The sequence below is a fragment of the Actinomarinicola tropica genome, from assembly GCF_009650215.1.
GTDB classification, from domain to species: Bacteria; Actinomycetota; Acidimicrobiia; order Acidimicrobiales; family SKKL01; genus Actinomarinicola; species Actinomarinicola tropica.
The window spans coordinates 3,285,414-3,306,459 of sequence record NZ_CP045851.1 but is presented as its reverse complement, the minus strand read 5'-3'; the positions used below and the strand labels follow the sequence as shown (position 1 = coordinate 3,306,459).

The 21,046-nt window shown below is 73.6% G+C and carries 23 protein-coding genes and 1 tRNA gene; 23 read left to right on the top strand and 1 reads right to left on the bottom strand.

Features of this window, described 5'->3' with window-relative positions; all coding sequences use genetic code 11:
• Nucleotides 1-63: 63 nt before the first annotated feature.
• From GH723_RS16185 to GH723_RS16160, 6 genes are all read left to right on the top strand, one after another.
• Complete coding sequence (locus GH723_RS16185; protein WP_153760619.1) at nt 64-435, top strand: STAS domain-containing protein; 372 nt, start codon at nt 64-66, stop codon at nt 433-435.
• Nucleotide 436: 1 nt separating this feature from the next.
• The gene (locus tag GH723_RS16180; RefSeq protein ID WP_153760618.1) at nt 437-868 is read left to right on the top strand and encodes an ATP-binding protein; all 432 of its coding nucleotides are present in this window, start codon (nt 437-439) and stop codon (nt 866-868) included.
• Nucleotides 869-929: 61 nt separating this feature from the next.
• Nucleotides 930-3,695, top strand: a complete 2,766-nt coding sequence (topA, locus tag GH723_RS16175; protein ID WP_229022885.1) for a type I DNA topoisomerase — start codon at nt 930-932, stop codon at nt 3,693-3,695.
• 11 nt (nt 3,696-3,706) lie between these two features.
• Nucleotides 3,707-5,170 carry an MFS transporter gene (locus GH723_RS16170; protein ID WP_153760617.1) on the top strand — a complete coding sequence of 488 codons (1,464 nt, stop codon included), beginning with the start codon at nt 3,707-3,709 and terminating at the stop codon, nt 5,168-5,170.
• On the top strand, nt 5,167-5,772 hold the full coding sequence (gene tmk, locus GH723_RS16165; protein WP_153760616.1) for a dTMP kinase: 606 nt from the start codon (nt 5,167-5,169) through the stop codon (nt 5,770-5,772). Before GH723_RS16170 ends, tmk begins: the two co-directional genes overlap by 4 nt.
• A gap of 10 nt (nt 5,773-5,782) precedes the next feature.
• Nucleotides 5,783-6,865 (top strand): hypothetical protein, encoded by a 1,083-nt coding sequence (locus GH723_RS16160; protein WP_153760615.1) that lies wholly within the window; start codon nt 5,783-5,785, stop codon nt 6,863-6,865.
• Nucleotides 6,866-6,897: 32 nt separating this feature from the next.
• Here the strand turns inward: GH723_RS16160 and GH723_RS16155 are convergent, their stop codons facing one another.
• Nucleotides 6,898-8,526 carry a copper resistance protein CopC gene (locus GH723_RS16155; protein WP_153760614.1) on the bottom strand — a complete coding sequence of 543 codons (1,629 nt, stop codon included), beginning with the start codon at nt 8,524-8,526 and terminating at the stop codon, nt 6,898-6,900.
• 70 nt (nt 8,527-8,596) lie between these two features.
• Between GH723_RS16155 and GH723_RS16150 the strand changes: the two genes are divergently transcribed.
• The 17 genes from GH723_RS16150 (at nt 8,597) to folK (ending at nt 20,844) form a co-directional block, all read left to right on the top strand.
• Nucleotides 8,597-8,669, top strand: a tRNA-Thr gene (locus tag GH723_RS16150).
• 94 nt (nt 8,670-8,763) lie between these two features.
• Nucleotides 8,764-9,462 (top strand): response regulator transcription factor, encoded by a 699-nt coding sequence (locus GH723_RS16145; RefSeq protein WP_153760613.1) that lies wholly within the window; start codon nt 8,764-8,766, stop codon nt 9,460-9,462.
• Complete coding sequence (locus GH723_RS16140) at nt 9,459-10,466, top strand: sensor histidine kinase (RefSeq protein ID WP_153760612.1); 1,008 nt, start codon at nt 9,459-9,461, stop codon at nt 10,464-10,466. The genes GH723_RS16145 and GH723_RS16140 overlap by 4 nt, the downstream gene beginning before the upstream one ends.
• Nucleotides 10,463-11,968 (top strand): DUF4153 domain-containing protein, encoded by a 1,506-nt coding sequence (locus GH723_RS16135; protein WP_195210374.1) that lies wholly within the window; start codon nt 10,463-10,465, stop codon nt 11,966-11,968. Before GH723_RS16140 ends, GH723_RS16135 begins: the two co-directional genes overlap by 4 nt.
• Nucleotides 11,969-12,013: 45 nt before the next feature.
• Nucleotides 12,014-12,610, top strand: a complete 597-nt coding sequence (locus GH723_RS16130) for a sigma-70 family RNA polymerase sigma factor (protein WP_324248585.1) — start codon at nt 12,014-12,016, stop codon at nt 12,608-12,610.
• Nucleotides 12,607-12,864, top strand: coding sequence for a mycothiol system anti-sigma-R factor (rsrA, locus tag GH723_RS16125; protein WP_153760610.1), 258 nt, complete (start codon nt 12,607-12,609; stop codon nt 12,862-12,864). Before GH723_RS16130 ends, rsrA begins: the two co-directional genes overlap by 4 nt.
• Before the next feature lie 128 nt (nt 12,865-12,992).
• Nucleotides 12,993-13,250, top strand: a complete 258-nt coding sequence (locus tag GH723_RS19135) for an ATP-binding cassette domain-containing protein (RefSeq protein WP_324248584.1) — start codon at nt 12,993-12,995, stop codon at nt 13,248-13,250.
• Between the two features lie 97 nt (nt 13,251-13,347).
• Entirely contained in the window at nt 13,348-13,473 is a 126-nt protein-coding gene (locus tag GH723_RS19080; RefSeq protein WP_267471321.1) for a hypothetical protein, read from the top strand.
• 4 nt (nt 13,474-13,477) lie between these two features.
• Complete coding sequence (locus GH723_RS16115; RefSeq protein WP_195210373.1) at nt 13,478-14,554, top strand: zinc-dependent metalloprotease; 1,077 nt, start codon at nt 13,478-13,480, stop codon at nt 14,552-14,554.
• Between the two features lie 4 nt (nt 14,555-14,558).
• Entirely contained in the window at nt 14,559-15,467 is a 909-nt protein-coding gene (tilS, locus tag GH723_RS16110) for a tRNA lysidine(34) synthetase TilS (protein WP_153760608.1), read from the top strand.
• 10 nt (nt 15,468-15,477) lie between these two features.
• Complete coding sequence (hpt, locus tag GH723_RS16105; RefSeq protein WP_153760607.1) at nt 15,478-16,035, top strand: hypoxanthine phosphoribosyltransferase; 558 nt, start codon at nt 15,478-15,480, stop codon at nt 16,033-16,035.
• Nucleotides 16,036-16,095: 60 nt separating this feature from the next.
• Nucleotides 16,096-17,913 (top strand): ATP-dependent zinc metalloprotease FtsH, encoded by a 1,818-nt coding sequence (ftsH, locus tag GH723_RS16100; protein WP_153760606.1) that lies wholly within the window; start codon nt 16,096-16,098, stop codon nt 17,911-17,913.
• Nucleotides 17,914-17,915: 2 nt separating this feature from the next.
• A complete protein-coding gene (locus GH723_RS16095; protein WP_195210372.1) occupies nt 17,916-18,599 on the top strand; it encodes an HAD family hydrolase in 684 nt (227 codons plus the stop codon).
• 20 nt (nt 18,600-18,619) lie between these two features.
• Entirely contained in the window at nt 18,620-19,471 is an 852-nt protein-coding gene (gene folP, locus GH723_RS16090; protein WP_153760605.1) for a dihydropteroate synthase, read from the top strand.
• A gap of 32 nt (nt 19,472-19,503) precedes the next feature.
• The gene (locus GH723_RS16085) at nt 19,504-20,019 is read left to right on the top strand and encodes a protein-tyrosine phosphatase family protein (RefSeq protein WP_153760604.1); all 516 of its coding nucleotides are present in this window, start codon (nt 19,504-19,506) and stop codon (nt 20,017-20,019) included.
• A 7-nt stretch (nt 20,020-20,026) separates the two neighbouring features.
• Nucleotides 20,027-20,392, top strand: coding sequence for a dihydroneopterin aldolase (gene folB, locus GH723_RS16080; RefSeq protein ID WP_153760603.1), 366 nt, complete (start codon nt 20,027-20,029; stop codon nt 20,390-20,392).
• Nucleotides 20,389-20,844, top strand: a complete 456-nt coding sequence (folK, locus tag GH723_RS16075) for a 2-amino-4-hydroxy-6-hydroxymethyldihydropteridine diphosphokinase (protein ID WP_153760602.1) — start codon at nt 20,389-20,391, stop codon at nt 20,842-20,844. The genes folB and folK overlap by 4 nt, the downstream gene beginning before the upstream one ends.
• Nucleotides 20,845-21,046 lie beyond the last annotated feature (202 nt).

Below are 21,046 nucleotides of genomic sequence, written 5' to 3'. Positions count from 1 at the left end.
TGGGAACCTGTGCGGACCGGTGACGAGGACGACCGACGAGGACGACGAGGAGATCGCCCGGTGATGAACCTGGACACCCACGAGCGCGACGGATGGACCGTGGTCGCCGCATCCGGCGAGATCGACGTCGTCACCGCCCCGTCCATCCGCTCCGAGGTCGTCAACCTGGTCGTCAACGGCTCGACCGACATCGTCCTCGACTTCGGCCGCGTGGACTTCATCGACTCGTTCGGCCTCGGGGTCATGGTCGGGGCGCTCAAGCGGGTGCACAGCCACGAAGGCCGGCTCCGGGTGGTGATCGGGGAGCCGAGGGTGCGTGGTGTGCTCGAGCTGACGGGGATCGACCGGGTCCTCGAGCTGTACGCCTCCGTCGACGACGCCATCGCCGACGACACCCCGCCGGCCGCGCACGCCGGCACCGAGCTGAGCGGCTGACGTGAGCGAGGTCGTCGAGCTCGAGATCCCGGCCCGACCGGACTTCCTCTCGCTCGCACGACTCGTCATCACGGGCGCGGCCAACGTCGAGCCGACCTTCTCCGACGACCGGATCGAGGACCTGCGCATCGCCGTCTCCGAGGCGGTCACCAACGCCATCGAGGCGCACGTCTCGTCCGGCGCCGAGGAGCGCGTCGTCCTGCGGTGCGACCTGGCGGAGGACCGCATCGAGGTCGAGGTCATCGACCGGGGCAGCGGCTTCGACCCCGAGAACGCCCCGACGGCGCCGGCTCCCGAGGACCCGGAGCGCCTCCTCCACGAGAGCGGGCTCGGCATCCCGCTCATGCGCGAGCTGGTCGACGAGACCGAGTTCCGCGCCTCCCCGACGGGCACCGTCGTGCGACTCGTCGTCACCCGCGAACGGCGGCTCTGACAGCCCCGGCGCGGCGGGGCGTGGTTGACAGACGCCGCGCCGCCACCCTTACCTGTCGTCTGTGAGCAAGCCCCTCGTCATCGTGGAGTCGCCGGCCAAGGCGCGCACCATCGCCGGCTACCTCGGCGACGACTACGTCGTCATGTCGTCGGTCGGGCACATCCGCGACCTGCCCCGCAACGCCGCCGAGGTCCCGGCGGCCTACAAGGGCGAGAAGTGGGCGCGGCTCGGCATCGACGTCGACAACGACTTCAAGCCGCTCTACATCGTCTCGAGCCAGAAGAAGGACGTCGTCCGCGAGCTGAAGGGGGTCCTGAAAGACGCCTCCGAGCTCTACCTCGCGACGGACGAGGATCGCGAGGGGGAGGCCATCGCCTGGCACCTGCTCGAGACCCTGAACCCCCAGGTGCCGGTGAAGCGCATGGTCTTCCACGAGATCACGCCCGAGGCGATCCGGCGCGCCATCGACGAACCCCGCGAGCTCGACCGCCGCCTCGTCGACGCCCAGGAGGCCCGGCGCCTCCTCGACCGCCTCTACGGCTACGAGGTCTCCCCGGTGCTCTGGAAGAAGGTCATGCCGCAGCTGTCGGCCGGCCGGGTCCAGAGCGTCGCGACCCGCATCGTCGTCGAGCGGGAGCGCGAGCGCATGGCGTTCGTCGCCGCCGGCTACTGGGACCTCGACGGGGTGTTCGCGCCCCGGGAGGGCGACGACGAGCGTCCGGACGTCACGGCCACGCTCGTGGCGGTCGACGGCGCCCGCGTCGCGACCGGGCGGGACTTCGACTCGAGCGGCCAGGTCGCCGACGGGGTCGTCCGGTTGGACGAGGCGGCGGCCACGTCGCTCGCCGACGGGTTGCGCGACGCCGAGGTCACCGTCCGGTCGGTGGAGAGCCGGCCGTACCGTCGTCGGCCCGCGGCGCCGTTCATGACCTCGACGTACCAGCAGGAGGCGGGACGGAAGCTCCGCATGTCGTCGGCGCAGGCGATGCGGGCGGCCCAGACCCTCTACGAGCAGGGCTACATCACCTACATGCGAACCGACAGCACCACGCTGTCGGAGACCGCGCTCAACGCCGCGCGCACCGAGATCGGCGAGCGCTTCGGCACGCAGTTCCTGCCGGATGCGCCGCGCCACTACACGAAGAAGGTCAAGAACGCCCAGGAGGCGCACGAGGCGATCCGCCCCGCGGGCGACCGCTTCCGCCCGCCCGCCGAGGTCGCCCAGGAGGTCGGCCCCGCCGAGGCGCGCGCCTACGAGATGATCTGGAACCGCACCATCGCGTCGCAGATGACCGACGCCGTGGGCGAGACCGTCGTCGTCCGCCTGGGTGGCGTGGCCACCGACGGCCGCGACGCGGAGTTCTCGACCACCGGCACGGTCATCACGCACCAGGGCTTCCGGCGCGTCTACGTCGAGGACACCGACGACGGCAACGACGACGGCCAGGAGCGGCGCCTGCCGGCACTGGCCGAGGGCGACCGCCTCGACGTGCGGGAGATCACGCCCCACGGGCACGAGACCCAGCCGCCGGCCCGCTACACCGAGGCGTCGCTCGTGAAGCGGCTCGAGGAGCTCGGCGTGGGTCGACCCTCGACCTACGCCTCGATCATGGGCACGATCGTCGACCGCGGCTACGTGTGGAAGAAGGGCTCGGCCCTGGTGCCGTCGTTGACGGCCTTCTCCGTCGTGACCCTCCTCGAGCGCCACTTCCCGGACCTCGTCGACTACGCGTTCACCGCCCGCATGGAGGAGGAGCTCGACGACATCGCCGGCGGCTCGATGGACGCCGGCCCGTGGCTGAGCCGCTTCTACTTCGGCGTCGACGAGCAGGACCTGCCGGGGCTGAAGGAGATGGTCTCGGACCGCCTGGCCGAGATCGACGCGCGCGACGTCAACAGCATCCCGATCGGTGTCGACGCCGACGGCGTCCCCGTCGTCGCCCGGGTCGGACGCTTCGGCCCCTACCTGCAGCGCGGCGAGGACACCGCCGGGATCCCCGACGACCTGGCGCCGGACGAGATCACGATCGACGCCGCGATGGAGATGCTCGCCGCGCCGTCGGGCGACCGCGAGCTCGGAACCGACCCCGAGACCGGCCTGCCCGTGCTCGCGAAGGCCGGCCGCTTCGGCCCCTACGTGCAGCTGGGGGAGATCGACGATGCGGCGAAGGAGAAGCCGAAGACCGCGTCGCTCTTCAAGGACATGCAGCTCGAGACGGTCACGCTCGACGACGCGCTGCGGCTCCTGAGCCTGCCCCGGACCGTCGGCGTCGACCCCGCCGACGGCGAAGAGATCACCGTCCAGAACGGACGCTACGGCCCGTACCTCAAGAAGGGCTCCGACAGCCGCAGCCTCGAGACCGAGGAGCAGCTCTTCACGGTCACGCTCGAGGAGTGCCTGCGCATCCTCGCCGAGCCGAAGCGTCGCCGCGGCCAGACCGCCGCCGCACCGCTGCGCGAGCTCGGTGTCGACCCCGTCAGCGAGAAGCCCATGGTCGTGAAGGACGGGCGCTTCGGTCCCTACGTCACCGACGGCGAGACGAACGCGTCGCTCCGCAAGGGTGACACCGTCGAGAACCTCACCGACGAGCGGGCGAGCGAGCTGCTCCAGATCCGGCGCGACGCCGGCCCGGCGAAGAAGCGCAAGAAGAAGGCGCCGGCGAAGAAGGCCGCGGCCAAGAAGGCGCCGGCGAAGAAGAAGGCGCCGGCGAAGAAGGCGGCGGCCAAGAAGAAGGCGCCCGCCAAGAAGAAGGCCCCGGCCACCAAGGCCGCGGCGCGCGGCGAGGAGGGTGAGGACATGCCCGACTCGCCCTCCGACGCGTCGTAACGTCCCGACCCGTGGCCGAACCGCCCTCCACGCGGATCGCCGCGCCCGGGACCCGGCTCCCCGGCGACGACGCGGAGACCGAGATCGGTCTGGACGACCGTCCCCGCGCGTCGCTCACCGAGCTCGACGAACCGGGCCGCCACGTCCGCGTCTTCGGGTCGCACGCCTTCTTCCGGCTGTGGCTCGCGCAGGTCGTCTCGGCCACGGGCGACTGGCTCGGCCTGATCGCGATCACCGCGCTGGCCGCCAAGGTGAGCGCGGGGTCCGAGGGCGTGGCGATCGGGCTCGTCCTCGCCGCCCGCATCGGGCCCGGGTTCTTCCTCGCCCCGATCACGGGCGTGTTCGCCGACCGGCTGGACCGCCGCAAGCTGATGGTCGGGTGCGACATCGGTCGGGCCGCGGTGCTCGCCTGCCTCCCCTTCGTCGACAACGTCCTCGGGCTGGTCGTGGCGTCGCTCGTCCTCGAGGTCTTCACCCTCCTGTGGACGCCGGCGAAGGAGGCGACGGTGCCCAACCTCGTCCCGCCGGAGCGGCTGGCGTCGACGAACTCGCTGTCGCTCGTCGCCGCCTACGGCACGTTCCCCGTCGGCGCCGGGCTGTTCGCGCTCCTCTCCCGCATCGCGGAGGCGCTGTCGGACGCCCCCTTCGCCTCGGCGCTCCGGCTCGACCAGGACGGCCTGGCGTTCTACGTCGACTCGCTGACGTTCCTCACCGCCGCGCTGATCGTCGCGACGCTGTCGATCCCGTCGCCGACGGCACGTGAGAAGGCCCGCTCGCGTCGCATCAACCTCGGCGCGGGGATCGACGACCTGAAGGAGGGCTGGCAGTTCGCCTTCCTGAACCCGACCGTGCGGGCCGTGAACCTCGGGCTGGCGACCGGTCTGATCGGCGGCGGCATGCTCGTCCCGCTCGGCGCGGTGTTCTCGAACGAGGTGCTCGGCGAGGGCGAGGCGGGCTTCGGCCTGCTGACCTTCGCGCTCGGGCTCGGGGTGTGCGTGGGCGTGCTCACCGTCGCCGCGCTGCAGTCGCGCCTCCCGAAGCTCCAGGTCTTCCAGGCCGCGGTGCTCGCGGCCGGCGGGTCGCTGCTGGCGGCGGCGTCGATGTCGTCGATGGGCGCGGCGCTCGTGCTCGTCGCCGCTCTCGGCGTCTGCGCCGGCGTGGTGTACGTGCTCGGCTTCACCGTGCTCCACGAGAGCGTCGACGACGCGCTGCGGGGGCGGATCTTCGGTGCCCTCTACACGCTCGTGCGCCTGTGCGTCCTGCTGTCGTTCCTCGTCGGTCCGGTCCTGGCCGAGCTGCTCGACGGCCTCTCGGGCCGCCTCGTCGACCGCCACGTCGAGATCCTCGGCGTCGGCATCGCTCTGCCCGGGGTCCGCCTCGCGCTGTGGGCCGCCGGCGCGATCATCGTCGGGGCCGGGCTCCTCGCCACGTGGAGCGTGCGGGGGCCCGAGGCGACCGCGAGGGAGGAGACGTGACCGGCCGGTTCATCGCCTTCGAGGGCGGCGAGGCGAGCGGCAAGTCGACCCAGGCGCGCCTCCTCGCCGAGCGGATCGGTGCGGTGCTCACCCGCGAACCCGGCGGCACCCACCTCGGCGAGGTGGCGCGCGACCTCCTGCTCGACCCCGCCCACCCCCACCTCGTCGACCGGGCCGAGGCCCTGCTCTTCGCCGCCGCCCGCGCCCAGCACGTGGCCGAGGTCATCCGGCCGGCGCTCGACGGCGGGCGCCACGTCGTCTGCGACCGGTTCGCCGCCTCGTCCTTCGCCTACCAGGCCTACGGCCGCGGCCTCGACCTCGACGCCGTGCGCTCGCTGTCCGCCTTCGCCGTCGACGGGACGTGGCCGGACCTCAACGTGCTCCTCGTCGTCGACGCCGACGTGGCCGAGGCGCGCCTCGCCGAGCGCGACAAGCTGGAACAGGCCGGCGACGCGTTCCACGAACGGGTGGCCGCGGGGTTCGACGCACTGGCCGCCGCCGACCCGGACCGGTGGATCGTCGTCGACGGGTCGGGCTCCATCGAGGAGGTGGCCCGGCGGGTGTGGGGCGCGGTCGAGCCCCGGCTCGACGGGCGGGCATGATGGCCGGGTGATGGACGTCTGGTCAGCCGTGGTCGGCCAGGACGCGGCGGTGGCCCAGCTGCGAGCGGCGGCACCGTCGCCGGTGCACGCCTACCTCTTCGTCGGACCGCCAGGGAGCGGCCGCCGCGCCGCCGCCCGTGCCTTCGCGGCCGAGGTCCTGGCCGCGCCCGAGGCCGACCCCGACGCCGCCGACCGGCACCGTCGCCTGGCGTTGGCCGAGCAGCACCCCGATCTCACCGTGGTCGAGCGCAAGGGGGCGTCGATCCCCGTCGGCGACCGCGACCACCCCGAGGAGGGGTCGGCGCGCTGGGTCGTGCAGCGGGCGGCGCTGAGCCCCGTCGACGCGGCGCGCAGCGTCTACGTCCTGCTCGACTTCCACCTGGTGCGCGACGCGGCCGCCGTCCTGCTGAAGACGATCGAGGAGCCGCCGGCCCACGTCGTGATCGTCGTCGTGGCCGACGAGATCACCCCGGAGCTGGTGACGATCGCCTCGCGGTGCGTGCAGGTGCACTTCCACGCCGTGCCCACCGCCGACATCGAGGCGCAGCTGCGCGCCGAGGGCACCGACGCCGAGCTCGCCGCCACCGCAGCCGCCGCCGCCCTGGGCAGCATCGACCGGGCGCGGCTGCTCGTCGGCGACCCCCGGCTGGGGGTGCGCCGCGACGCGTGGCTGGCGGTGCCCGATCGGCTGGACGGGACGGGAGCGACGGCGGCGGAGCTGGCGGCCGAGCTGGTCGCCGTGATCGACGACGCCCAGGCCCCGCTCGACGAGCGCCACAAGTCGGAGCTGGAGGAGCTCGCGTCGCGCGTGGCGGTCACCGGCGAGCGGGGCTCGGGCCGCAAGGACCTGGAGGCTCGCCACCGGCGCGAGGCCCGCCGTCTGCGGAGCGACGAGCTGCGGTTCGGGTTCTCCACCCTGTCGCAGCGCTACCGCGACGAGGTGGCGACGAGCGCCGACCCACGGCTTGCGCTCGAGTCGCTCGCGGCGCTGCGCGACGCCGCCGAGGCGCTCATCCGCAACCCCAACGAGGCGCTGCTGCTCCAGGCGCTGATGCTGCAGATCGCGCCCCTCGGCGCCCCCGCCCGCGCCTGACGCCGTCCACCGCCGGCGGAGGTCCGCCCGGGTCAGGGGGCGGGACGGACCTCGAAGGGCTCGACCAGCTCCAGCTGCGTGAACGCCGTGGGCCGCACGGTCACCCGGATCTCCCAGGTGCCCGCCAGCCCGAGGTCGTCGACCCGCGTGCTCAGGTGCCCGGCGCCGAGGTCGCTCATCTCGACCGGGATCTCCTCGACGCCGAGCTCGGCGGAGGACAGGGCGACGTCGACCTCCTCCACCTCCATGGGCATACCGACCCGGTCCGTGACGTAGACGTGCAGGTCGTTGGTGCCCACCACGGCCGGGTCGACGATGACGGTGAGGGTGGCCTCGTCGCTCTCGGCCGAGAGCACGACCGACTCGTCCTCCTGCTCGTCCACGGCTGCCGGCTCGGCGTCGACCGCCCGGGGCGGGCCGTTGTGGGTGAGCGCGATCGAGGCGGTGACGACGGCGACGAGCGCCACGGCCTCGAACGCCAGGGGCGCGGCGACCTCCCGGCGGGGGAGGCGGTCGATGTGGGGGAGGACGTTGAACCGCACCCAACCACCCGCGAGCGCGGCCATCAGCACGAAGGCGAGCTTGGCGACGAGGATGACCCCCCAGTCGTCGGCCACGTCGCCAGGACCACCGGAGAGCAGAGCGGCCGAGCCGAGTCCGAGCACGACCGTGCCGACGAGCAGCCACGCCGCGGCGTCGCTGAAGCGTCGGAGCAGCGGCCCGGCTTCGTCGCTCCCACGCGTGGCGACCAGCAGCGCCGGCGCGGCGCCCAGCCACCAGCCGGCGAGCACGAGGTGGGCGAGCCCCCCGACGAGTGCGCCTCCTCCCTCGGCCCGGGCGTGGCCGGACAGCGCGGCGACCGCCAGAGCAGCCGCGGCGGCGACGACGGCGACGAGCTGGAGCGCACGTCCCGGGCGGCGCGGCAGGAGCAGGGCGCCCGTCGCCACGGCCATCAGCGCGGCGCGCACGAGCATCTCGGTCGAGGCCGGACCCTCGAAGGCGTCGACCGTCGGTCCGATGTGGGGGCCGTTGGCCGCGGCCGCGCCCAGCGCCAGCGCGGCGCCGACCACGCCGACGACGCGCGTGAGCGTGTGCAGGCCGTCGGAGGGCCCGACGAGGATGCGGACGAACACGGTGCCGGCGAGCACGGCAGCGAAGAGGGTGGAGCCCCACTGGGTGACGATCCACGCCCACCGGGCGACCTGGCCGGGCTCGCGCCCGGCGCCGGCCTGCTCGACGAGGTCGTCGGGGGCGACGTCCGACCCCGCGCCGACCCGGTAGGTCCAGGCGCCCGACAGCGGATGCCCGTCGGCGGAGACGACCCGCCACGACACCGCGAACCACCCCTGCGCGTCGGCGGGGACCGTCGCTCGCACCGTCGCGCCGTCGAGCTCGGGCTCGCCGCCGACGGAGGCGCCGGTCTCGTCGATGACGACGATCGAGCTCGGGTCGACCGTGACGGGCTCGTCGAAGGTGACCTCGACGGCGTCGGGCGCGGCGTCGAGCAGCGCGCCCGGGGCGGGGTCGGTACCGACGAGGACGGCGTGGGCCCCGGCCGGGCCGGCGGCACCGAGCACGACGACCAGCGCGCCGAGCGCCACCACCAGCGCCCGGCCCACGGCGCGGGGCGTCGGACGGCGGGCGGCGGGGCTCGGTCGCATCACCCCAGCTTGGCCGGTCGGGGGATGCCGGATGGCCGCGCCGCGGAGCGCGGCTATCCTGACCCGTCCCGCCCGGGTAGCTCAGTCGGCAGAGCAGCTCACTCGTAATGAGCAGGTCAGGGGTTCGATTCCCCTCTCGGGCTCTCCTCAGCGCGGTGCGCAGGCGCGCCCGACCTGCACCGGATCTTCACATCTCGTGCGGGACTCCCTCACGGCTCGTTCCGTAGGGTCCACGCCATGAGCGGACGGATCCTGGTGATCGAGGACGAGGTGGCGATCGCCCAGGCGGTGACGGCCCGCCTGCGCAGCGAGGGCTTCGATGTCGTCCACGCCGCCGACGGTCCCGAGGGCGTGGCGCTGTGCCGCAGCACCGCCCCCGACCTCGTCGTGCTCGATCTGATGCTCCCCGGCCTCGACGGCTGGGAGGTCTGCCGCCAGATCCAGCGCGACCGCCACGTGGCGGTGCTGATGCTGACGGCGAAGGACGCCGAGGAGGACCTCGTCCTCGGCCTGCGGCTCGGCGCCGACGACTACATGACCAAGCCGTTCAGCCCGCGGGAGCTGGTCGCCCGGGTGCACGCCATCATGCGCCGGGTCCGGGAGCCGATGGCGACGGACCCTGCGCCGGGGGGCGAGATCCGCCTCCGCGTCGACGGGGTGGACACGGCGCTCGACGTGGCCGGACGTCGCGTGCACCGGGCCGGCGACGCCGTCCACCTCACGCCGACGGAGTTCGACCTCCTCCTGGCACTCGTGCGGGCCGAGGGCGCGGTGCTCTCGCGGGAGCGCCTCCTCACCGAGGTCTGGGGGTACCGGGACGGAACCGGGGCCCGCACCGTGGACTCCCACGTCCGGTCGCTGCGGCGGAAGCTCGGCGATGGACTGGTGCGCACGGTCCACGCCGTCGGCTACGCCCTCGGGGACGTCGTCGCATGAGGCCGCTCGACCGCATCCGGTCGATCAAGCTCAAGTTCTCGATCGTGATCGTCGTCGCGGTCGCGATCAGCGCGCTCGTCAGCACGATCGGGCTCCGCACCGGCATCCCCATCTGGGTCCGCCCCTTCATCTCGGCCACGATCGCGCTCGCCGTCACCTACCCGATCGCCCGGGGCATGACCTCGCCCCTGCGGGAGATGGTCGCCGCCACCGAGGACCTCGCGGCCGGTCGGCCCGCGGGGCCCATCTGCTCGACCTCCCGCGACGAGGTGGGCGAGCTGGCCCGCTCGTTCGATGCCATGCGGACCCAGCTCGACGAGGTCGATCGGCAGCGCCGCGACCTCGTGGCCAACGTCAGCCACGAGCTGCGCACGCCGATCTCCGCCCTGCGAGCCACCCTCGAGAACATCGTCGACGGCGTCGAGCCGGCGGAGCCCGAGGTGCTGCAGGTGATGCTGCGCCAGACCGAGCGCCTGAGCCGGATGGTCGCCCAGCTCCTCGACCTGGCCCGCCTGGAGTCCGGCGGGTCACCGATGCACCCGCGACGAGTCGACCTGGGCCCGCTGCTCGCCCAGGCGGCAGCCGAGGCTCGCCTGCACTCGCCGGACACGGAGGTGACGGTCACGTGCCCCGAGGGGCTGGCCCTCGACGGGGATCCCGAGCGTATCCACCAGGTCGTGGCGAACCTGATCGAGAACGCCGTCCGCCACTCGCCGCCCGGGGAGCAGGTGCGGGTCGAGGCCGACGCCGTGGGCGACCGCGTGGAGCTGCGCGTCCTCGACGCCGGACCGGGCATCCCGCCCGACGAGGCCGAGCGGGTGTTCGAGCGGTTCTACCGGGCGGACCGCTCCCGCTCCGGCAGCGGAGGAGGGTCCGGCCTCGGGCTGGCCATCGTCCGTTGGATCGTCGACCTCCACGGCGGCGACGTCCGGGTGGAGGAGCGCCCCGGCCCGGGGTGCTGCATGACGGTCGTCCTTCCCGCATGCACGGAGGTGCCCACGTGAACCAGGCCGACGGCGGCGCCGTCTCCATCGACGATGGCGCGGCAGCTGCCGTGCCGTCCCCGCCTCGTGGCGGATCCTCGCGCACCACGGCGCGGTGGACGCTCGTGGCCCTGCTCGCGGCAGGCGTGGCCACGGACCTCGTGCTCCGTTCCCGGATCGACGGTGCGGCCGGGACCGCCGGCGTCGTCGCCGTCGTCGGCGCCGTGCTCGTCGGTGGCCGGGTCGCCAACCGCCAGGCGCGCGCCGTCCTCGCCACCGCCGCCCTCGTGGCCCTCGTGCTCGTCGTGCGGCGGAGCCCCTGGCTCGTCGCCGTCGACGTCGTGGCCCTCGCCGGCCTCCTCCTGCTCGGCACGACGCTGGCCCGATCGGGCTCCCTCCTCGACCTGCGGCTCGGCGCGCTGCTCCACCGCGGGCTCCGGGTCGTGGTCGGCGGGCTCGAGGCACCCGCCCTGGTCCTCGATCGGCTCGCCGCGGCGGTGCCCCTGACGAGCGAGCCGGCGCGTGGTCGGCTCCGCGTGGCCGCGCGCGGCGTCGGCCTGGCGCTGCCGGTCGTCGTCGTGGTCGGTGCCCTGCTCGCGTCGGCGGACGCCGTCTTCGCCTCGTTCTTCTCCCTGCCCGTGGACCCTGCAGCGTGGTTGGGACACCTCCTCCTCACCCTGGCCGGGGTCTGGGCCGCGGCCGCCGTCCTCTGGCTCGCGCTCGACGACCGCGACGCGCCGGCCGCCCCGGTCGGCCCGCAGCTCGGCGTCGTCGAGGGGACCATCGTCCTCGGTTCCCTCGTGGCCCTCTACTCGCTCTTCGTCCTCGCGCAGGTGGTGGCCGAGGTGGGCGGCGACTCCTACGTCCTCCGCACGACCGGCCTGACCGCCGCGGAGCACGCCCGCTCGGGCTTCTTCCAGCTGCTGTGGGCCGCCGGCGTGACGCTCGCCGTCATCCTCGGGATCCACCGCGCTGCCGGGCCGTCGGCGCGTGGATCACGCGTGCTGGCCGTGCTCCAGGTGGCGGCCGCGGTGCTCACCGTCGCCGTCGTGGGGGTCGCCGTGCGGCGGCTCGGGCTCTACGAGGACGCGTTCGGCCTCACGATCCTGCGGTTCGTGTCCACCGTCGCGGCGTGGTGGCTCGGCGTCGTGATGCTCCTGACTGCGGTCTACGTGTCGCGGCCCTGGCGACGAACCTGGCTGCCAGCGGCGGTCGGGGCGAGCGCACTGATCGTGCTCGTGGGCCTGAACGTGGCGAACCCCGAGCGGATCGTCGTCGAGCACAACCTGGCGCGGTCGTCCGACGGTCGGCACGTCGACGTCGGCTACCTCCTCGGCCTGTCCGACGACGCCGTCCCGGCGCTGGTGGACGCCAGCGCGTCGGCGCCACCCGAGGTGCGAGGTCAGATCGCCGCGACCCTGTGCGCCCGGCAGCGGGTGCGCAACGAGGATCCGTGGTTCGCCGCGAACCTCGCGGCCCACCGGGCCGAGCGGTCGCTGACGGACCTGTGCGGGCCGGGCTGACCGCCGCTCGCGAGGCGCTCGGCGCCGACCGATAGGGTGGCGCGGGTGGCAGATCAGGGCCGGTTCGCGGAGCAGGCGATGGAGCACATGGGGGCGCTCTACAACGCCGCCCTGCGCATGACCCGCAACCCGGCCGATGCCGAGGACCTGGTCCAGGAGACGTACCTCAAGGCGTACCGCGGCTTCGGCGGGTTCGAGGAGGGCACCAACCTGCGGGCCTGGCTGTACCGGATCCTCACCAACAGCTACATCAACACCTACCGCGCCAAGCAGCGTCGCCCCGACGAGCAGGAGCTCGACGAGGTCGAGGACCACTACCTCTTCCGCCGTCTCGGCGGGCTCGAGGCGGCACGCGCCGGCCGCAGCGCCGAGGACGAGCTGATGGACTGGTTCACCGAGGCCGAGGTGAAGCAGGCGGTGGAGGACCTGCCCGAGAACTTCCGCCTGCCCGTGATCCTCGCCGACGTGGAGGGCTTCTCCTACAAGGAGATCGCCGAGATCCTCGACATCCCGATCGGCACCGTCATGAGCCGGCTCCACCGGGGAAGAAAGGGCCTCCAGAAGCGGTTGTACGACTTCGCCGTGGCGCGTGGCCTCACCGACGAGGTCGCGGCGGCGGCACCGTCCGGCGGCGACGGATGACCGAGGAGCACACGATGGCCGACGGCGACTGCAACGACTCGCTCGAACAGCTCTACACCTTCCTCGACGGTGAGCTCACCGAAGAGCGGCGCGCCGTCATCCACCACCACCTCGAGGAGTGCAGCCCCTGCCTCGAGCACTTCGACTTCGAGGCGGAGCTGCGCGTGGTGATCGCCCGGCGGTGCCACGAGGAGGTCCCCGAGAGCCTCCGTCGTCGGGTCGCCGACTCCCTGGGGTTCGAGCCCGAGTCCTGACCCGCCCGCCGGGGCCCGATCGTCCCGGCACGCCGCGGCGCCACCCGCTAGCGTGACATCCGTCACTTCTGGCCGGGCGGCACGTGCGACGTCCTCCCGGCGCTCCGGCGAGGGAAGGACGTCGAGGAATGTCGGAAGCCACGCTCGACCCCGGTGCGGCGGCCACCGCCACCGGCCCGAGCGCGCTCGACGTCACCAACCTCGAGGTCGTCTACAACGACGTCGTCCTCGTGCTGCGGGGCGTGAGCCTCCGGGTCCCCGAGGGATCGATCGTCGCCATCCTCGGTGCCAACGGCGCGGGGAAGACGACGATCCTGCGCGCCGGCCTCGCGATCGTCCAGCAGGACCACGAGGCCCCCTTCGCCGGGGACTTCGAGTTCGACTGACCGCCGTGGGCGGTGCGGAGGGGGTGGCCGGCCCAGGGGCCACCCCCTCCCGCCCTCGACGTGAGCAGCGCGCCACCCCGGCCCTAGGATGAGCGCCATGACGCTCGCTGTTGTGTGGCACTACTGGTTCGGGGTGTTCATCTTCATCCCGGCGATCCTGCTCCTCCTCGGGACGGTCGCCGGCTACTTCGTCAAGGTGTCCCGGACCCGCTACCCGAAGTGATGTCGTGAGCGCCCCGGTCGACTGGCAGCTGGCGGCCAAGGTCGCCACGCGGGTCGGCGGCCGTGACGCGTTCGCCGAGTCGTACCACTGGGACTCGCTCGCACCCGACTTCGCCGAGTTCACCGCCGAGGCCGAGGAGCTCGTCGCCGAGGCCACCGGCCTGCGCTCGCTCGCCGGACCGGCGCGGGCCCGCGTCACCGATCGGGCGGGCTGGGTCGAGGCCAACATCGCCTCGTTCCAGCGACTGCTCCGACCGCTCACCGACAAGGTGGCGCCGAAGCTCGAGGGGCCGCTCGCCCCGGTGGCCCGTCGGGCGGCGGGGGCCGAGGTCGGCGCCCTGCTCGGCTGGATGTCCACCCGGGTGCTCGGACAGTACGACCTCCTCGTCATCGAGGACGAGGACCCCGACGAGCAGGACATCGTCTACTACGTGGGCACCAACGTCCTCGCGCTGGAGAAGCGCTTCGCCTTCCCGCCCCGCGAGTTCCGCCTGTGGCTGGCGCTCCACGAGGTCACGCACCGGGCCCAATTCACCGGCATCGAGTGGATGCGCCCGCACTTCCTCGGACTGGTGCAGCGCACGGTCGACTCGGTCGACCCCGACCCGGCTCGCTTCGTCGAGGCGCTCAAGCGGGTGGTCGACGACCTGACGTCGCGGAACAACCCGCTCGAGGGCGGCCTGGCCGCCCTCCTCGCCGGGCCGGAGCAGAAGGTCGTGCTCGACCAGGTCGGCGGGCTGATGAGCCTCCTCGAGGGGCACGGCGACGTCACGATGGATCGTGCCGGCGCCGACCGCATCCCGAGCGCCGACCGCTTCGGGCGGGTGCTGCGGGCCCGCCGCCAGCAGGCGGGCGGCGTGTCCAAGGTCCTGCAGCGCCTCATCGGCCTCGAGGCCAAGATGAAGCAGTACGAGCAGGGCGAGGCGTTCATCGCGGCGGTCGAGGACGTCGGCGGCCCCGAGCTGCTCGACCGGGCCTGGACCTCGCCCGACCACCTCCCGTCGCTGGCCGAGATCCGCGACCCCCGCTCCTGGATCGAGCGGGTCGCAGGCCCGGCGCCCGTGGGTCTCACCGCGGTCTGACCCCGTGGACGGGGCCGACCCGCTGGTCGAGCACCTCCTGGCGCGCTGCACCTTCCCGCCGGCGGGGACGCCGGTCACCTGCGCCGTCTCGGGCGGGGCCGACTCGCTCGCTCTGCTCGTGCTCGCCACCGCGGCGGGGTGCGAGGTCACCGCGGCCCACGTCGACCACGGGCTGCGCGACGGCTCGGCCGCCGAGGCCGCCCGGGTGGCGACGGTGGCGACGCGCGTCGGCGCCGCGTTCTGGGGCGTGCGGGTCGAGGTCCGGCCGGGCGGCAACCTCGAGGCCCGGGCGCGCGCGGCGCGCTACGCCGCCCTGCCCGCCGACGTGCTGACCGGCCACACCGCCGACGACCAGGCCGAGACGATGCTGCTGAACCTGATCCGCGGTGCGGGCCTCGACGGCCTCGCGGGCATCCGACCCGAGGGCCGTCCGCTGCTGCGGCTGCGGCGAGCCGAGACCCGCGCCCTCTGCGACGCGCTCGACCTCGAGCCCTTCGAGGACCCGAGCAACGCCAGCGCCGACCACCGGCGGAACCGGGTCCGCCACGAGCTGCTGCCGCTCCTGGACGAGGTCGGCGAGCGCGACGTCGCCGCCGTGCTCGCCCGTCAGGCGGTCCACCTGCGCGACGCCGCCGACCACCTCGCCGGGGAGGCCGCTGCGATCGACCCCACCGATGCCCGCGCCGTCGGCGCCGCCCCGCCCGTGCTGGCCCGGATCGCCGTGCGGCGCTGGGTCGCGGAGGCGACCGACCTCGGCCACCCGCTCGATGCCGCCGCGGTCGACCGGGTCCTCGCCGTCGCCCGGCTCGAGGCCCGCGCCGCGGACCTGCTCGGCGGCTGGCGCGTCGCGCGCCGGGCCGGTCGGCTCCGCCTCGTCCCGCCGGAGGTGCAGGCGGGCGACCCGACGACCTAGGTTCTGCGCGATGTCCGACGCCGGCTCCACGTCCAGCCTCCCCGACGTGGGGAAGATCCTCATCTCCCACGAGCAGATCCAGGCCCGCATCACCGAGCTGGGCGCCACGATCACCGAGGAGCACGCCGGACGGTCCCCGCTGCTCATCTGCGTCCTCAAGGGCGCGTTCGTGTTCATGAGCGACCTCTCCCGGGCGATCGACCTGCCCGTGGAGTTCGACTTCATGGCCGTCTCGTCCTACGGCAGCGCCACGAAGAGCAGCGGCGTCGTGCGGATCGTGAAGGACCTCGACCTCGACCTCTCCGGGCGGGACGTCATCCTCGTCGAGGACATCATCGACAGCGGCCTGACGCTCAGCTACCTCCGCAAGAACCTGCTGGCCCGCAACCCCGCGAGCCTCGAGGTCGTCTCCCTCCTGGCCCGGGAGACCACCGACCTCGAGGAGCTCGAGGTGCGTCACGTCGGCTTCCGCATCCCCGACGAGTTCGTGATCGGCTACGGCCTCGACGTGGCCGAGCGCTACCGCAACCTGCCCTACATCGCCATCTACACCGGCGACGCGGAGTAGCGCGCGCCACACCCTCCGCGAGGGTCGGCGGGTGGCGGTCGGCGGTACCCTGGCCCGTCAGTGGAGACGTTGAGGCGCTTCAGGTGGATCGCCGCGGCCGTGGCGGTCGTGCTCGTCCTGGTGGTCGTCGTCCTCGTGCGCGGGTCGGGCGGGGGTCCCGACGAGCTGACGCTCGGGGAGCTCGAGCAGCGCCTCGCCGACGGCGAGGTCACCGCCGCCACCGTGCGCAGCCGCTCGGACCGGGTGGTCGGCGAGCTCGCCGACGGCACCGAGTTCACCGCCGACTACCCCGCGGAGTTCGAGGCCGACCTCACCCGCGCCCTGCTCGACGCCGACGTCAGCCTCGAGACCGACACGCAGACCGACCCGCTCTGGATGCGCCTGCTGCTGTCGTTCGTGCCGGTCCTGCTCATCGTCGGCATCCTCATCTACCTCGTCGTGTCGCTGCAGGGACGAGGCCGCTTCGGCAAGGCCAAGGCACGGCGGGCGCGCAAGGATCGGGCGACGGTCACCTTCGCCGACGTGGCCGGGGCGGACGAAGCCGTCCGCGACCTCGAGGAGATCAAGCAGTTCCTCTCCGAGCCGGACCGCTTCCACCAGATGGGCGCCAAGATCCCGAAGGGCGTGCTGCTCTACGGGCCCCCGGGCACCGGCAAGACGCTGCTCGCGCGCGCCGTCGCGGGCGAGGCCGGCGTGCCGTTCTTCTCCATCTCCGGCTCCGACTTCGTCGAGATGTTCGTCGGCGTCGGCGCCAGCCGGGTGCGGGACCTGTTCGACCAGGCCAAGGCCGAGGCCCCGGCGATCATCTTCGTCGACGAGATCGACGCCGTCGGCCGGCACCGCGGCTCGGGGACCGGCGGCGGCCACGACGAGAGGGAGCAGACGCTGAACCAGCTCCTCGTCGAGATGGACGGCTTCGACGTCACCAAGGGCATCATCCTCATCGCCGCCACCAACCGGCCCGACATCCTCGACCCCGCGCTCCTGCGCCCCGGCCGCTTCGACCGCCAGATCGTCGTCGACCAGCCGGACCTCGACGGACGCCGGGCGATCCTCGACGTGCACTGCAAGGGCAAGCCGCTCGGCCCCGACGTCGACACCACGGTGATCGCACGGCGCACACCGGGGTTCACCGGCGCCGACCTCGCCAACCTGATCAACGAGGCCGCCCTCCTCGCCGTCCGACGCGACAAGGACCTCATCGGCATGGCGGAGGTCGAGGACTCGGTCGATCGCGTGGTCGCCGGTGCCGAGCGCTCGAGCCGGGTGATGTCCCTGCGGGAGAAGCGGGTGATCGCGTACCACGAGGGCGGCCACGCCCTCGTCGGCCACGTGCTCCCCAACACCGACCCGATCCACAAGGTCTCGATCGTCGCCCGCGGTCGGGCTCTCGGCTGGACGCTCGCCCTCCCGGCCGAGGACACCTACCTCCAGAGCCGGTCGCAGCTCGTCGACCAGATGGCGATGCTCCTCGGGGGTCGCACCGCAGAGGAGATCGTCTTCGGCGACCCGACCACCGGCGCCGCCGACGACATCGAGCGCTGCACCACGATCGCCCGAGCCATGGTCGAGCAGTACGGGATGAGCGAGGTCCTCGGCCCCCGACGCATCGGCGACACCCAGCGGGAGGTGCAGCTCGGGCGCGACGGCGGGCACCCCGCCGAGCACTCGGACGAGCTGGCGGCGCTGATCAACGCCGAGGTGCGCCGGCTGATCGACGAGGCCCACGCCGAGGCGCGCGGCATCCTCATGCGCCACCGCGACACCCTCGACCACCTCGCCGACCAGCTGGTCGAGCACGAGACGCTCGACGACGTGGCGCTGCGCGAGGTCTTCGCCGGCATCACGCCCGGCCCGGTCGACGAGATGCCGCGCTGATCGTGGGGGCACGCCGCGCGCTCCTCTTCGACCTCGACGGCTGCATCGTCGACTCGACCGAGCCCATCAGGGTCTGCCTCGACGCCGCCTTCGCCGAGCACGACCTGCCCGCTCTCACCCCCGAGCGCCTCCGAGAGCACGTCGGCCCGCCGCTGCAGGTGTCGCTGGCCGGCGTCCTCGCCCGGCACGGACGTCCGCCCGAGCTCGTCGACGACCTCGTGCTCGCCTACCGATCGCGCTACGCCGCGATGTCGGTCGAGCGGGCGGTGGCCTACCCGGGCGTCGCCGAGCTCGTCCGCCGCCTCGTCGCGGACGGCGAGCGCGTCGGCGTCGTCACGTCGAAGCCCCAGCGCTTCGCCGTGCCGATCCTCGAGGCCCTGGGCCTGCTGCACGAGCTGGCGGTGGTCGTCGGACCCGACCTCACCGAGGCGGAGCCGAAGACCGAGACGCTCCGGCGGGCGCTCGACCACCTCGACGACCACGGTGCACTCGACCGCGCCGGCACCGTGATGGTGGGCGACCGTCACCACGACATCGACGCCGCCCGCCCCCACGGCCTCGTCGGCATCGGCGTGCTGTGGGGCTTCGGCACCCGCGACGAGCTCGATGCGGCGGGCGCGTCGGCTGTTGCCGCCGATGCCGAGGAGCTCGCCGCGCTCCTCCGCGCCGTCGAGCCGCTCGCATGACCACCGGTAGCCTCCCGCCCATGTCCGACCGGCCGCTCGTGATGGGGATCGTCAACGTCACGCCGGACTCCTTCTCCGACGGCGGGCGGTTCCTCGACCAGCAGGCGGCGATCGAGCACGGCCTCCAGCTCGTCGCCGAGGGCGCCGACCTCGTCGACGTCGGCGGCGAGTCCACCCGCCCCGGCGCCGACCCGGTGGACGAGGCCACCGAGCTCGAACGGTCGATCCCCGTGGTCGCCGCCCTCGCGCCCCACGTCCGAGTCTCGATCGACACCGTCAAGCCGGCGGTCGCCCGTGCGGCCGTCGACGCCGGGGCGACGCTCGTCAACGACGTGGGGGGCGGGCTGCTCGACGTGGCGGCGGAGCTCGGCGTCGGGTGGGTCGCCATGCACAGCCGCGGCACCCCGGCGACCATGCAGACCCTCACCGACTACGACGACGTGCTGGGCGAGGTCACCGACCACCTGGTCGCCGCCGCCGACCGGGCGCGGGCCGCGGGTGTGCCCGAGGTCTGGATCGACCCGGGCATCGGGTTCGCCAAGACCAGGGAGCAGAACCTGACGCTCCTCGCGGGGCTCGACCGACTGGTCGCCACCGGGCACCCCGTGCTCGTCGGCACGAGCCGCAAGGCGTTCCTCGGCCACCTGACCGGGGAGTCGGACCGCCGCGGACGGGCCCACGGGGCCGCCGCGTGCCGACCGGGCGTGGCGCTCGACGCGCGCCCCGTGGCGGCGTCGGGCCCGGCGCCGGTCGAGGACCGGGTGGACGCGTCCGTGGCCACGGTGGCGTGGGCGGTGGCGAAGGGTGCGAGGATGGTGCGGGTGCACGACGTGCGAGCATCTGTCCACGCGGTGACCGTCGTGGCCGGTTGACCACCCCGAAGCGAACGGAGGCGACGCGAGCGATGGCGACGAAGGGAAAGTGGGCGCAGGGCATCACCCCCCGTCACTTCGCCTGGGTGATCAAGGACAAGCTCGCCATCTGCGAGCGCCCGGGGGGCTACGGCTCCAACCACCGGAAGGTCCGCCGCCAGGAGGAGATCATCTGGATCCGCGAGCAGGGCTTCACGAAGGTCGTCTCGCTGATCGGTGCCCCCCACAACCTCCACAACTACGACGAGCTCGGGGTCGAGTGGGTGCACTGCCCCCTGCAGCCCCACGACGACGCCGCCAAGGTGCTGGGCGTGCTCTACCCGCAGCTGCGCTCGCTGACGGCCGGCACCGGCAAGGTGCTCGTGCACGGCGAGGAGCTGGGCGACCGGGTCTGCGGCGCCGTCGCCGGCTACCTGCGCTGGTCGGGCCTCCTGCCGAGCGGGCCGGCGACGATCACCGCCATCGAGCAGCTCGCCAGCCGCCAGCTCGGCCCCGACGGGAGGGAGCTGGTCGCCCTCGCCGAGGAGCTCCGCGAGGCGGAGGACTGACCGGACCGTGAGCGACCGCATCGAGCTGCGCGGCCTCCGAGCGGTCGGGATCTGCGGCGCCCTGCCCGAGGAGCAGGAGCGGGCGCAGCCCTTCGAGATCGACCTCGACGTGCACCTCGACCTCGCCCCGGCCGGGGGGTCGGATCGCCTCGACCAGACGGTCGACTACGGGGCGCTCGGCCAGACGGCCGTCGACATCGTCACCGAGGGCCGCTTCGTGCTCATCGAGCGGATCGCCGAGGTCATCGCCGCCGCCGTGCTCGACGACGAGCGCGTCGACGCCGTCGAGGTCGTCGTCCGCAAGGTCCGACCGCCGGTGCCGTTCGAGCTGACGACGTCGGCGGTCCGCATCCTGCGGCGCCGGGGCGGATGACGCGCCGGGCGTTCCTCGCACTCGGATCGAACCTCGGCGATCGGCGGGGGTACCTCCGGGACGCGGTCGCCTCGATGCCCGACCTGGTCGGGGTGTCCCCGGTCTACGAGACGGGCCCGGTCGGGGGTCCGGACGAGCAGGGGCCCTACCTGAACCTCGTGGTCGAGCTGGCCACCGATCTGAGCGCCCGTGAGCTGCTGGGGGTCAGCGCCCGCCTCGAGGCCGCCGCCGAGCGCGTGCGCCTGGAGCGGTGGGGCCCGCGCACGCTCGACGTGGACGTCCTCTGGATCGACGGCGAGTCGGTCGACGAGCCCGACCTCGTCGTCCCCCACCCGCGCATGCTCGAGCGCCGCTTCGTGCAGGTGCCGCTCCTCGACCTCGCCCCCGACCTCGCGGGGCTCCGCTGGCGCGTCGACCCCACCGACCGCGTCGAGCCCGTCGCCCCCCTCTGACCGTCCGCGCGCCGCCGAGAGCCTCCTCTCGACCGCGGCATGGGTCCGATCCGCGTGCTCTGGCACGCGCATCGGACCCAGGGTTGCGCTCGCCCGGGGGTCGGGTCCGATCCGCGTGCTCTGGCACGCGCATCGGACCCAGGGTTGCGCTCGCCCGGGGGTCGGGTCCGATCCGCGTGCTCTGGCACGCGGATCGGACCCG